Source organism: Fastidiosibacter lacustris (assembly GCF_003428155.1).
Taxonomy (GTDB): Bacteria; Pseudomonadota; Gammaproteobacteria; order Francisellales; family Francisellaceae; genus Caedibacter; species Caedibacter lacustris.
In genome coordinates this window covers 130887-145198 of record NZ_QLIR01000002.1, presented here as the reverse complement: position 1 = coordinate 145198, position 14312 = coordinate 130887, and the positions used below count along the sequence as shown (strand labels likewise).

Here is a 14312-nt window from a genome sequence, read left to right as displayed (position 1 = left end):
ATAGACTAAAGAAGAGAAGAGACCAGCAATGAAAAAAATTAGCTTTATATTACCTTTAATTGGCATTATCAATACGATAAGTTATGCCGACTCAAATACTAATAATCTTTCAATCAATTCGATATCTGACTTAGATAGAGCCATTCAACAAACCTTAGCACAAGATGATCATTATACAACGCAAGCTACTAACTATTGGTTTTATATTAATATCTATGGTGGAGCATCATACAAGGCTTTTCCTAGTGCAAAACAAATTATCACTCAGCCCTGGGGCTCTGATGACATTTATCAATCAAGCAAACAATGGTCACCATACTTTGCTGCTAAATTTGGCATACGTCCATTTAAATATTTGTCATTTGCTGTTAGCTATTGGAATGCAGGCAGTACAAAATCACAACTTGATAATGATAATGGAACAGTGATTCAAGCAAATGGCTATAGCAAAATGGCTTTTTCTGGGGTTGATTTTTATACTACTACTCATCTACCAATACCAAGTGTGAATAGTGAAATTTTATTTTCTGCTGGACCCACTATAGTTTTTTCCAAATTTAGTCCACAAACAACTTTACCTAATTATCAAAACCCACAGCTGACAAAAAGCTCTAAAATTAATATTCGCCCATTTTTGGCGATTGAGTATCAATACCAATTACCCTATGCTTTTACACTAGGGATAGAAGCCAAGTATATTTTTGGTATTGGTAAAAATATTTATGGTCCTTATTATGGTAGTAGCTATGTACCAAATATGCTCAATCTATCTGCCAGCTTAGGATACCATTTTTAACCTTTAGTTTGCTTTTAATCTTTAATTTTGGGTACTAAAGTATATATTCACTTAAATTAAAAGTGATAAATAACTTCAAAACTATTCTAATCATAGCCAATCAATTACCACGATAAGCGTATCACCAGCAAAGATGAATCTACAAAACTTTGGATACAAATTTTTATCAAGAAAACCAATTACTAAAATCAAAAGGAGAAAACATAAATGAAAGCAAAACTTATTATAACAACACTTGGTTTAGCTCTCACTATACTAAGTTATGCAGATACAGTACCAGATTTACCAACTAACGTCACTCACGTTGGAGAGTTAGCCGTAGACCTTAATACAAGCTGGAAAAGACCTATTAACGCTAGTATTGAAATACTCACAAATCAAACGCATAACGCTGAAACCCATGCTAACTCTGCTGAAATAACTGCTAACACGGCAAATGAAAATGCAGTAAATGCACAACAAACTGCCAATGCAGCAAATACGATTGCCCAAAATGCAGCAGCAACTGTTAAGACATTTGATACAAGATTAATTAATGCAGAAAGTGATGCCACTTCTGCTCAACAAATTGCAGCAGGCGCCAATAAAACAGCAGATGCTGCTTCAATAGCTGCTCAAGAAGCTACGACTAAAGTTTCTAGTTATGATAGTAGGATTGCTACTGTTGAAAGCAATGCCACAGAAGCAAAACAAAAGGCTAATGATGCTAAACAAACCGCTGATGCAGCTAAATCTTCTGCCGATAAAGTCGATCAGTTCGATATAAGAATTAGCACTGCTGAAAATAATGCTAAAGAAGCAAAAGATAGCGCTAATAAGACAGAAGGTTTTGTAACGGATTTAGATGAAAAATATAATACAAAATTGACGAATCTATCTACTCGAGTAGATAACATAGCTAAACAAGGCTTTGCAATATCAGATCGTGTCATTTACGGGCATAGTGGGCAATCATTACAGGATGTGATCAATATTGCACAAAATGATCCAAACATCTCACCTAAACTTGATGCGGATCATCCTGTCATTATTAAGCTTGCTCCAACTACCTATAAAATTACCGAGCCTATCAAGGTTCCACAAGGTATCATCATTGATGGGGAAAACCATGCAATCTTGGAAGGTGGAAATCTTTACATTCAACCAAATACCCAGTTTGAAAACTTTATAGCAATAAATGCTAATACATTTTTTTACTTAGATAATCATGAGGTTATAAAAACAAATAACATATATTTCAACAATATCAAGACTAATGATGTGTCAACTTTTGTTGGAGAGGTAGAAAGAAACAATATCCCTTCATATACCCTATATTTTAACCAAGTTGAAACTTCAAACTTGTTAGATATCACTAAGTTACAACACAGCTACCTAAATAACATTACTATACGCAATTCTAGCGCATCTATTGTAACAACGTATTGCAATAAGTTTGATTATTACTCGACTTATCAAGCACATATAATCAATAGTATTATTCAAATTTATTGCTCCCCAATCCATTCTACACAACAATATATAAATAATATAGGTATCACAACTAAAATAGGTAGTTACGACCCAAACGGAAATCCACTCTAACAATTTACTCCAACAGCCAATATCGCTTTATATATTCAAACAACTCATAACTATCTGTCAAACGAAATAATTGCTTTAATTTTTGAATATAGTTATCTACAGTGCGTGTTGAGGCATTCATGTGCTGGGCCAATTCATTTCTTTCTGTTATTCCCTGACCTAAAAGCGTAAAAAAGTGCATTTCCTTATCACTTAGGTTAAATTCTACCTGAATATTTTTATGTTTATGCGCTCTTAACCAATGTGGTGGTAATGCTAATGAAGATAGCTGTTCAGGGTAAATGACAAACTCATCAAAAAATTTTGTCACTAACGGTGCAATATGAGAAACAAGCTTGTTTAGCGTATGGTACAGATCTATAAACCGAAGATAAAGCGTGGTTATATTATGGATATTATCAAAATAAAGTACAAAACGATGTATATTAGTATCACCCCAAAAGTAATAAGATACGGCATAGCAATCGCCATACTTAGAATGCTCAGGAGTAAACAACTCTTGCCAAGCTTTTGCATGTACTGCAATCTCAGATAAGTGGCAAAATCTTGGCAATAAACCAATTAAATTATAGTTATGATAAGGATCTTGATAGCAATATTGGTTCTTATTGCCATAAAAACGATAAATATATCTATGAGCATGCAAAGGGGTACACCAAGTAAACGATTGATTTACTAACGCGTAATCCACACCACAACAACTAAATGTCATCAGTATCTCATTAATTAGCTCATCTAAACGAAATTGCTCTATCTTCTGAAGGTTATTATTTTTTTCTTTCATTTTCCGCACATCTTTATTTTAGATTCATCCCATATATCACTTGCAAGGAACGTTACCTAGATGATTAGTTTAGATGGCAAAGAAAACTATCATACTTATGGATAATCTTCCAATAAAATTTTTGATAGTTTTAAAACCACAAAATATATACATCTAGTTAATAAAAAAACTCACTAATTTAAGATAACTTCTTGTTTTAAATAACCGCTAGATTGACTATTATATACAGCCAATAAATGGAATGTGTACAGTAAGCGAATATGGGTAGCATCATTGATGGCAAACAAAAAGCCAAAGAAATCAGGTTAAATATCAAGCAACATGTTGTTGAGCTCAAAAATAAGGGTAAACGCCTCCCGGGTCTTGCCGTTGTTATTGTTGGTAACGATCCAGCTTCTCGGATATATGTTAATAACAAACGTAAAGCTTGTGAAGAAGTTGGCTTTCTCTCTCAAAACTATGATTTGGCTACTGATACCGATAATGACACTTTATTTAGTTTAATCGATAAACTAAATAATGATCCTACAATTGATGGTATCTTGATACAGCTACCTTTGCCACAACACATCGACGCTGAACGCATTCTAGAGGCGATTCGCCCTGATAAGGATGTCGATGGTTTCCACCCTTATAACATTGGCAAACTTATGCAAAGAAATCCCCTACTGCGCCCTTGTACTCCTAAAGGTGTCATGACACTATTAGAATCTACTATAGATACTTTTAAGGGTAAGCATGCTGTTATCGTGGGAGCATCAAACATTGTTGGTCGTCCGATGTTAATGGAGCTTCTATTAGCAGGCGCAACCGTTACAACTTGTCATCGATTCACAACGGATTTACAAGCGCATTTAAGTCGCGCCGATATAGTCGTTGCGGCTGTTGGCAAACCTCAGTTTATTCAAGGTAAATGGCTTAAAAAAGATGCCGTTGTTATCGATGTTGGGATTAATCGCCTCGAAGATGGTAGTATTGTAGGCGATGTCGACTTTAATGGCGCCATCGATAAAGTTGCATATATTACTCCGGTGCCAGGTGGTGTAGGTCCTATGACCATTGTGACCCTACTTGAAAATACGTTATTTGCTTGTGAGCATTTACATAACAAGGCATAATAGCCCCGAGAAGTTTGGAGTATATTATGAGTATTACAAAAAAACAGCCTTCATTTTGGTCAATTTTAAGCCTTTTTTGCCTTTTGATATCGGCAATAGTGATTGTTGTTTTTCACAAGACTCACGCTAACACAATTGATCGTACCGAAACTACAACTGCTACTACTAACAATCAAAATGGACATGTCACTAAAAAGCAAAACGATGCTGAAAATAAAACCAACTACCGTAATCTTTCTCCTAAAGACGCATACAATAAAGGAATAGAATATAGCCAGCAAAGTAATGTGGATAATTACAATATTGATAAGGCAGTTGATTATATTCAATATTCTGCGGCAACTGGTTATGCTGAAGCACAATTTAAGCTTGGTCTTATGTATTTTCAAGGGTTAGGCGTACAATCTAATCCTGCAGTAGGTTTTTATTGGATAGAAAAAGCAGCAAAAAACGACTATCCACATGCACAAATTTACCTTGCCTATATGTATAAAAAAGGGATAGGAGTGTCTGCCAATTTATTTAAATCCAACTACTGGCTACGTCAAGCACGCGAAAATGGCATAGATGTTAACCTTAGTTCTTTACCATTTTTCTAAACTCCCTAATCTCCCAACAATGATGGATATTAGGGCGCCTTAAAAAATCACGCGAGAGGCATTTATCATCTATATTTTGACAATTAAATTTCTTCATCAAGCTTTCATCAAACTTAAACTTCCGGAAGTTGTTCGAAAAATAAAGCACACCATCTTTTGTCAACAACTGCATTGTAAGTTCAATGAGTTCCAGCTGATCTTTCTGAATATCTAACACATTCTGCATTCGCTTAGAGTTTGAAAACGTTGGCGGATCCAAAAAAATTACATCAAACTTTTTACGCATCTTAAATGCTGATTTTAACCAACTAAAGCAATCTTCCTGAATAAATAAATGCTGACTTAGGTCTATTTTATTGAGATTAAAATTACGTTTACCCCATTCTAAATAAGTTTTAGACATATCAACATTAATGGTCTTGGCACCCTTTAAGGCTGATTGCACACTTGCCGTACAGGTATAGCAAAATAGGTTCAACAGTGTTTTATTTGTGCTTGCCTTGGCAACCAGCTGACGCATTTTCCTGTGGTCCAAAAATAAACCTGTATCTAGGTAATCCGTAAAGTTTACGTAATACAAGCAGTCATGTTCTTTAACCACACGAAATTGCCCTATTTCGGATTGTTTCTCATATTGCTTTGCGCCTTGCTGCCTTTGCCTTGTTTTAACATAAATATTGTCATACTTCACCCCTAGCACTTCACTTACATGATAAACCATTTGTAGTAAGCGCTTTTGCGCAAGTTTTTGATCAACGTTTTTCCCCATCTGATATTCTTGAATGTGGGCATTTCTATGATACAAATCAACTGCTACTGCATACTCTGGAATATCAGCATCATATACACGATAACATTCGATTTCCTGCTGAACTGCCCATTTTTGTAATTGCTGATGATTTTTTGATAAGCGGTTTTTAAATGCCAAATGTGCATCATCCTGTAAAATTGCATTACTTGCTTGACGCATTAACTTTTGTTTAGTTGTTTCATGCTTCATGACCCACTGATCAGAAATTTCAAACTGGTACAAAGTCGTTGCTAAAGCACCATTAAAAAACTTATTGTGTTTGAATGCTCTCAATCCCAATGCCTTGACCGAATCGCTTGCTGCACTAAATATTCCCACGCGCCAACCTTTAAATTCGGTTATAAGCATCTGTCCAAACGTTTTAAATAGACGTATCAATTTTTCGGTTTCATTATAATATAAGCGCTCGCCATAAGGCGGATTGGTTACAATCAACCCCGTGTGTGATTTGGTTAAATTAGTTAAATACTTAACGTCCTTAACCGCTAACTCTATATATTCAGTCAGTCCTAGAGCTAAAACATTTTCCTTTGCCTTAGCAATCACTTTCTCATCATAATCATAGCCAATAAAACGAACATTCTGATTTTTTAACCCAGCTTTTTTTGCTTCGATGGCTTGTGCTTTCAAGCTTTTCCAAACATCTACGTCAAAATTCCGCCATTGCATAAAACAAAAATTTTCACGATTTAAATTTGGTGCAATATCATATGTCATCATTGCCGCTTCAATCAGTAAAGTACCTGAGCCACACATAGGATCTACCAATATTGGCGCTTCTGTCTTTAGCATTTCTATCCACCCCAAACGTACTAAAATCGCAGCAGCTAAGGTTTCTTTTAACGGAGCCTCACCTTGAGCTAATCGATAACCTCTACGATGTAAACTCTCACCGCTCAAAGACAAATAAATATAAGCCTCATCTTTTTGAAAATGAATAGCAATAAAAATATCCGGCATATCCAACGCAACATTAGGACGCTCATCCATTTGGTCACGAAAACAATCCACAATTGCATCTTTTGCTTTTTGTGCCGCAAATTGAGTGTTATTAAAGGCTTGATGTTTACCAGAGACTTCAATCTTAATTGACTTATCAACGCTAAAGTAACTATTCCACGGCAAACCATATAACACGTTATAAAAAGTATCTATATCTTTAAACTTGAATTCGTTAAGTTTTAGCTGCACTTGATTGGCAAGCCTGGAATGTAAACATATTTTGTAACTCGTTGACAATGATGCTTCAAACATTACCCCTGCTAATTTCTCTTGTGCACTTAGTGCACCTAAGTTCAAAAGCTCATCTTTTAGCAAGAGCTCAATGCCTTTAGCACAACTGGCAAATAGGGAATATATCTTATCTTCTATAGGGTTTGCTTGATTTGCGTAATTCATTATGATCTAAGTAACGATGGATTTATCCAGCATTATACGCAGAGTTTTATAAAAGTCTTTAGATGGTAACAGTTTATTTGAACGACAAAGTAAAAGCTAACAAATCACCCTTGAGATTGTTTCAACATGCTCCGTACTATTGATCTTCTTTACTAAAGCCTCCAAGGTTTGCATATCACTTAAAATGAGGTTGAGTTTAATGATTTTGTGCTTGTCAGAAGATGATGGCTGCAAACTAACAATAGTAATTTTCTCAATTGCCAAAATGCTTGTTACTTCATGCACTGCCTTGATAACGTCACTACAAACGAGTAATAAATCAACTTGATAGCGACGCAAATCCTTTTTCCCCCATTGAACATCAAGTACACGTTCAGGTGCATTTAAGCGTAATTTCAAGAAGTTTGGACATACTGTACGATGCACAGTCACGCCTCTACCTTGTGTTAAATAACCAACGATATCGTCTCCTTGCACAGGCTTACAGCAACCAGCCATGTGTGATAACAAATTATCCACACCATAAATTGTTAAGTCCGTTTTCCTAACCTTTTCATCCAGATTTTGTGTTGTGTTAAACCCTTTTAATGCCTTATCATCGTGGACTGTTTTGTCTAACTGTTTATAGTGCTCAACAATATAGTTAATCACTTGATTAAAACGAAGATCCCCTGTTTCGATACTTGCATAAAAAGTTTCTTCATCAGACATGTTAAAATGCTCTGCAATCAGTTTATAATCAACAGACCTCAATCGATGGTGCTTCAGCTCATCTAGTAAACGCTCACGTCCTAGTAGCGCATTTTGCTCCTTATTTTGTTGCTTAAACCAACGCGCAACACGAGCTCTGATTTTTGCCGAGTAAATAAAGCCATTGCTTACATTTGCCCAATCCAAACTTGGATGTGGCTCCTTTTGGGTTAATATTTCAACCCTATCACCTGTATCAAGCTTTGTTGTTAATGGAACAATCTTACCGTTAACTTTCGCGCCTTTGGTTCGATGTCCTACCATTGTATGCACCATATAGGCAAAATCTAATACAGTAGAACCTGATTCCATATCAATAACATCACCATTGGGTGTAAACACATAAACACGATTACTAGTAATATTCTTTCTTAGTTCATCACTATTGAGTTCATTGGCAAGCTCACTTTCCCAATCTAATAATGACCTTAACCAATTGACTCTTGCCTCATAACTTGGATCATGTCGTACCCCTTCTTTATAACGCCAATGTGCAGCCACACCCATTTCTGATTCGTTGTGCATATCAAAGGTTCTAATTTGAACTTCAAGCGTCAATGCGTCAGGACCATAAACAACAGTGTGTACAGAGCGATAACCATTTTGTTTTGGTGTAGCAATATAGTCTGCAAACTCATTGGGAATCGGTTCCCATAACTCATTAACAATACTCAATACGCGATAACACTCATCCACTGAATCAACTAAAATACGCATCGCACGGATGTCATAAATTTCATTTAAATCACGCTCTTTTTTCCTAAGCTTACGCCAAATGCTATAGATATGCTTAACACGTCCACTTAACTCAAAGTGAATCCCTTCTTTTTCTAAAATAGCTGCCAATGTATCCATCGCATCTTGAATATAGGCTTCTCTTTGTAGCCGCTTCTTCTTAAGTCCTCGTGCTATTTTTTTATATTCAACAGGATACAAGCAAGCAAATGCACGGTCTTCTAACTCCCATTTTGTTTTAGCCAATCCTAAACGATTAGCCAAAGGGGCATATATTTCGAGGATTTCTTTAGCGATCGTTTGCTTATAACTTTCTGTCCAATGTTTGACTGCTCGCATCGTACACACACGATCAGCAAGCTTCACCAACACAATACGTACATCTTCAACAATGGTTAATAGCATTTTACGAAAGGTATCAACCTGCGTTTGGCTAGGTTTTACATTTTGCAAAGCGCGTACTGCGGACATCGCACACGCTCCATCTAAGATTTTAAGCACCGATTCGCCACATCTTTCAATGATTTTTTCGTGCGGAATTTTTTGGTTATAGTGCAGCTCAAATAATAAGGCGGCGGCTACAGAATCTTCATCTGCTTGCAAATCAAAAAGCACTGCGGCCATTTCCACACCATAGCTAAAACATGTTCCACCATGTACTGATGGTTGATCTATGCCATATTCCACCAGAATATCAATAGCACCAGCAATCGTTTGTAACCTAGACTTTGGATAAAACTCCTCTAACAAAGGTAACCATTTTTCAAAGTCAATAAAACCATCCTTTGTTAAAACATAGCGATCAGTAACTTTCACCATTTGTACTTTGTCCGTTATTTATAACAATGCCTAGAGTCTTTGCCTTTAAGCATAACGAAAATGAGTCAAAAACCCTAGTGAAAGTATAGAAATAAACATTAATATGTTTACTAAGTCAGTCTATAAGCCGGGTTCTGTCGTGGACAGTCATTTATCTAGGCATTATGTCACCATCATGCTCAAGCAGTCTACCCAGTTGCAACACGAGCAATGCTATCACAACCCTATTTGACCTTGCTTCAGATGGGGTTTACCGTGCCACTTTTGTTACCAAAAGCGCGGTGTGCTCTTACCACACCGTTTCACCCTTACCTGTGTATATTTAGATACCATCGGCGGTCTACTCTCTGTTGCACTTTCCGTAGGTTCACACCTCCCAGGCATTACCTGGCATCTTGCTCTGTGAAGCCCGGACTTTCCTCACCCTACCACTTTTTACATCTTAATCTTTAGACAATAATTTTAAGCTAAACACTAATGTAATAACGTGGTAAGACGCGACTGTCTGACCAACTTAGCAATATTATTATATGTCTAGCTGTTGACGAATAGCAATGACTTCACGTTCAGTAATTGCTTTAAGACGGCTATATTCACTTTGCAATGCCAATAACTGCTCATTAGCGTATTTTTTAAATTCACGCACTTTTTGATCACACTCCATGCGAGTGCTTAAGAGCTCGCTTTGGGCTTGTTGATACTCTTCTAGTGCCACTGCCCTTGCTGCTTTAATCGCGATCATTGCTTGAAATAACTTTTGAATAATGACTGGCTCTTTTTGTAAACGCTCTGTCGTTAGCTCTTCCATTGGTGCAATAGATTCATACGATTCTTCCCCATTCCCATTTGTGATAAATTGGGGTTTCGAATTACGAGCGAAAGCTCGCTTTTGCAATGATTCTAGTTCATCTTGCTGTTGTCGATGAGTTCGATGCTCTTTAAAGGTTGACATATCAGGTCTTCGAAGCATATTAGATCTTTCTTTACCTTGAGCGTTTGACCTATCATGGTTTTTGTCACGAAAACATTGAGTTCTATTTTTTGATTTTTCCTGTTCCGATAAATGCGTATTTTCTTTTTGCCACCTACCTAAAAATACAGCAATTTGTGCATGTGTACCTTTACCTAACTCTCTACGCACATACTCCAGGGTGACTCGACGACCCTCCTTATTTAACCGATCAGCAATCGCTGACACTTCTTCATAAGTAATTTGATTCTCTTCGGACATGAATTCCCTTATTTCAAGAATTTTACACTACACTACGCATACCTTTAACACGCCAGCACTGAGCGAGTGAAATCAATAATACGTAGAAAAATCAATATTAAGCCTAAAAGTTTACGTATTTTCCACGTATTCGTTATTTACTTTCATAAAAGTAGAAAGAGCGCTACATAGCAAGGTTTAGCAGAAATATTATTCAGACGTAAACTCGATGTGCGAATTATTACTAAAAAAACTCGAAAACTCAAGTTAAATCACGATAATACTGCTAAAAGTCCTATGCTTGCCAATAATTGGAGAATAACGATAAATACACCCGTTACAATTAACAGCAAAAGATAAGCCTTACTCAATAACCCATTACGCTTTTCTTTTTGTCTTAATGACCATGTCATGCAGGCTGGCAATATGATTAATAAAATACAGACAAAGATACTAGCATAGCCTAAAGCAGCTAAAAAGCCATTGACAAAAAATACAGCAAATATTAACGGCGGAACATAGGTGATTACAAAATTCACAAGTCGCGCTTTCATCGTTTTTTTAAGCTTATAAGTATCCTGGTTAAAATGAAATAACGCTAAAGTTACTCCTAAAAATGAAGTCGTAACTGCAACGTTAGAAAAACCAACAATAAATCCACTGACTACATCTACATTCAGAAGGTTGTGATAAGCTAACCCTAAATCTATGTTATGTTTCATTAAATATTGAAAGCCATAATTTCCTAATACTGGAATGACTCCTAAAGTTATAGCAACCCAAATAACATATACCACAAATGGTACACTGGCACCAATTATAACGATTTTTTTCAGGGCCTGATCGTTTTTAAAATAATTACGGATTGTCGGGATCACTATATGAAAACCAAAAGAAGTAATTAAAATTGGAAAGGCATACCAAGCATAACCAATACCCAAACTATCACTTTCTAACAAATTGGTTTGTACATAAGGCACAACGACCACAATAATCGCTATAAAACACACAGTCTTAAGTGTAAAAAACACTTTGTTGAGCTGATCAACGGCTGATGTACCAAAATAAATCACCATCCCGAACAGAAGCGTAAACAATAAAGCGCCATAACCACTTGAGCTTGATAAATGTAAAACATATTGATTAAGCAAACTCCCACCCATAGAAATATAAGCAGTTGTTAAAGCATATAATAGCAATAAGTAGGCAATCCAGTTAATGAATTGCCCCACTCTACCTAACGTAGCATAAGCCATCGTATTTAAATCCGCCGATAACGGCTGCCTAATGTTCACTTCTACAATCAGTAATGCTGTAGCCAACATGATGATCCAGTTAATAAAAAGCAAAACCACTGCGCTTTTAAAACCAATCGCGGCTACCACATAGGGAATACCTAACATGCCTGCACCAATTGATGTGCCTGCAATAAGTAAAATACCACCGAGTTGTTTCATCCTTGAAACCGATAGCATTGTATAAGTTTCCGACATAATTTATGTATTATAGTCTTAGATATTTGACGAAGTTTTATATTACCATTACCAATAAAACCCACAAGCGATTTTTGCGGTAAACTTTTATCAAAATTAGAGGGTACTGGTCACCATCGAAAAAGAGTAAAGATTTCAGGGTAAATGATTTATTAAGAACAATAGCCTCGCAAAACAACTTGTACTTACTCTAAAAGGCGTTATCCTAAACACATCGTTAAATTTTTTAACTTTATTTGCCTTTTTGTTATGAATAACTACCACAATCTGCGAGCTTTTGCAGATATTCACCTTACAAACTTACACCAAAATTTACACAACATTAAAGTACTACATCCACACAAAAAAGTGATTGTCATGCTCAAAGCAAACGCTTATGGTCATGGCGCAATTGAAATTGCACATGCACTAGATGGTTTATGCGATTATTTTGGCGTTGCGAGTATTGAAGAAGGTATTGAGCTACGCGATTATGGCATAAATACTAAAATCATTATTTTTTCCGGCTTTTTCTGTCAACAAATGACACAAAAGTTGATCAATCACAGCCTCATCCCTATCATTCATAGCACTTACCAATATGAATTACTTGTACCTTATTTTAAAAGATGCAACGCTGAAATATGGCTTAAAGTCAATACTGGAATGAATCGTTTAGGCTTAAATTATAACGAGTTTAATGATTTATACAACAAGGCCCAGTTCTATCAAAAACCACTAAACGCCTTAACTCATTTAGCAGAATCAGAAAATAAAGATCAAAGTTTTACCCAGTTACAATTAACCCGTTTTTATCAACTTATTCAAGATAAACAACTTGTCAATATCAGTGCATTTAACTCTGCTGCCTCTCTACTGAATGCTAACATTGATAAAACCAACACGATTCGAATTGGTCTTGCTTTATATGGAGCTTGTGCGCAAGATGCAAAAGATCTTGGTTGTACACTTCACTCCGTGATGTCTTTACACAGCCATGTGATTGCCATTCAGCCGATCAAAAAAGGTGAATCGGTTGGTTACAATCGTAGATATATTGCTGAAGAAGACACGTATATCGCAATTGCCAGTATCGGTTATGGTGATGGTTATCCACAATCTACACCAAATGGGACAACTGTGTTAATTAACGATATCCCCTATCCCACTGCGGGCAAAGTTTCGATGGATTTAATGGCAATTGAAATTGGTGCAAATCATGATATCAAAATTGGAGATGTCGTGACTTTGTTTGGTGTACCAAAACTGACTGTTGATCAGATTGCCAAACAAATTGGTACTTCAAGCTATGCCATACTTACCGCCATTAACCCTCGTGTTACACGTTTTTATCTTGATTAAGACATTAAACATGAATTTTCTCATCTATCAAGCTGGCAACTGCTTCAATTAATTTATCAATACCTTCAGCTACCTCAGCGATCGATTTTCCTAACATATATGCAGGCGTTGTCACTACTTGATTGTCATGATCTATACATACACTACTGACACATTCCTTAACGTGTTTTGCACCTTTTTGTTGAAGTATGTTCGCTATTGCCTCATCTTGACCAATTGTTAAGCTTACGCTTGGGTAAATTTCGGCTGCAATCACAGGTGCAATACAAATAAAACCAACTGGTTTATGCTCACCTTTAAACGCTTCAATAAACTTTTTCACTTGTGAGTCAACCTGATAGGTTGCATCTTGCTTAAAAGCAAAATCACATAGGTTTTTGGCTGCGCCAAAACCACCTGGTAGGACAAGTGCACTATAATCATATGGCTGCACTTGAGCCAAGTCTTTTATCTTACCTCTTGCAATACGAGCCGCCTCAACCAGCATATTACGATTTTCTGACATTTCTTGGCCTGTGATGTGATTGATCACATGGTGTTGATTTTTATTCGGGGCAATAACCTCATAGTCAATACCACGTTTTGATAATGACAATAACGTTAATACAGCTTCATGAATTTCACTGCCATCTAATGAACCACACCCTGCTAATAATACGGCTACTTTTTTAGTTTGATTTGGCATAATTTCCTCCATCAATTTTATATATCCATCACAAACTGTTTTGCGTAATACTACAAAATAATTCACGATAGAAGATGCCTCGTGCTACGTTATATAGCGATTAAAAGTTTACGCTAATGCCTGCTCTGAGTCATCGATTATATCTAGGGGAGTTCAGCACAGATGCTTGGCTTAATTTTAAAGAGTCTA

11 protein-coding genes and 1 other RNA gene are annotated in these 14312 nt (G+C 36.3%); 5 read left to right on the top strand and 7 right to left on the bottom strand.

The features are described 5' to 3' along the window. Positions 1-28 precede the first annotated feature (28 nt). Positions 29-796, top strand: coding sequence for a hypothetical protein (locus tag DNJ77_RS01940; RefSeq protein WP_116963318.1), 768 nt, complete (start codon positions 29-31; stop codon positions 794-796). 207 nt (positions 797-1003) lie between these two features. Then, positions 1004-2380 (top strand): hypothetical protein, encoded by a 1377-nt coding sequence (locus tag DNJ77_RS01935; RefSeq protein WP_116963317.1) that lies wholly within the window; start codon positions 1004-1006, stop codon positions 2378-2380. Positions 2381-2384: 4 nt separating this feature from the next. On the opposite strand, the gene DNJ77_RS01930 is transcribed toward DNJ77_RS01935, so the two are convergent. Next, positions 2385-3164, bottom strand: a complete 780-nt coding sequence (locus DNJ77_RS01930; protein WP_116963316.1) for a hypothetical protein — start codon at positions 3162-3164, stop codon at positions 2385-2387. Positions 3165-3424: 260 nt separating this feature from the next. On the opposite strand from DNJ77_RS01930, the gene folD reads away from it, so the two are divergent. Together folD and DNJ77_RS01920 are read left to right on the top strand one after the other, a co-directional pair. After that, the gene (folD, locus tag DNJ77_RS01925; RefSeq protein ID WP_116963315.1) at positions 3425-4282 is read left to right on the top strand and encodes a bifunctional methylenetetrahydrofolate dehydrogenase/methenyltetrahydrofolate cyclohydrolase FolD; all 858 of its coding nucleotides are present in this window, start codon (positions 3425-3427) and stop codon (positions 4280-4282) included. Between the two features lie 26 nt (positions 4283-4308). After that, the gene (locus tag DNJ77_RS01920) at positions 4309-4881 is read left to right on the top strand and encodes a tetratricopeptide repeat protein (RefSeq protein ID WP_116963314.1); all 573 of its coding nucleotides are present in this window, start codon (positions 4309-4311) and stop codon (positions 4879-4881) included. Here the strand turns inward: DNJ77_RS01920 and rlmKL are convergent. The 5 genes from rlmKL to DNJ77_RS01895 form a co-directional block, all read right to left on the bottom strand. Continuing rightward, complete coding sequence (rlmKL, locus tag DNJ77_RS01915; protein ID WP_116963313.1) at positions 4859-7090, bottom strand: bifunctional 23S rRNA (guanine(2069)-N(7))-methyltransferase RlmK/23S rRNA (guanine(2445)-N(2))-methyltransferase RlmL; 2232 nt, start codon at positions 7088-7090, stop codon at positions 4859-4861. The genes DNJ77_RS01920 and rlmKL overlap by 23 nt on opposite strands. Before the next feature lie 96 nt (positions 7091-7186). Continuing rightward, entirely contained in the window at positions 7187-9394 is a 2208-nt protein-coding gene (locus DNJ77_RS01910) for a RelA/SpoT family protein (protein WP_116963312.1), read from the bottom strand. A 107-nt stretch (positions 9395-9501) separates the two neighbouring features. Then, positions 9502-9911, bottom strand: an RNA gene (rnpB, locus tag DNJ77_RS01905) — RNase P RNA component class A. A 9-nt stretch (positions 9912-9920) separates the two neighbouring features. Beyond that, entirely contained in the window at positions 9921-10625 is a 705-nt protein-coding gene (locus DNJ77_RS01900; protein WP_116963311.1) for a DNA-binding protein, read from the bottom strand. A 251-nt stretch (positions 10626-10876) separates the two neighbouring features. Beyond that, positions 10877-12079: an amino acid permease gene (locus DNJ77_RS01895; RefSeq protein ID WP_116963310.1), complete on the bottom strand. Its 1203-nt coding sequence runs from the start codon at positions 12077-12079 to the stop codon at positions 10877-10879. A gap of 267 nt (positions 12080-12346) precedes the next feature. Between DNJ77_RS01895 and alr the strand changes: the two genes are divergently transcribed. Continuing rightward, the gene (alr, locus tag DNJ77_RS01890; protein WP_116963309.1) at positions 12347-13438 is read left to right on the top strand and encodes an alanine racemase; all 1092 of its coding nucleotides are present in this window, start codon (positions 12347-12349) and stop codon (positions 13436-13438) included. A 4-nt stretch (positions 13439-13442) separates the two neighbouring features. Here the strand turns inward: alr and elbB are convergent, their stop codons facing one another. Then, complete coding sequence (elbB, locus tag DNJ77_RS01885; RefSeq protein WP_116963308.1) at positions 13443-14123, bottom strand: isoprenoid biosynthesis glyoxalase ElbB; 681 nt, start codon at positions 14121-14123, stop codon at positions 13443-13445. Positions 14124-14312: the final 189 nt, after the last annotated feature.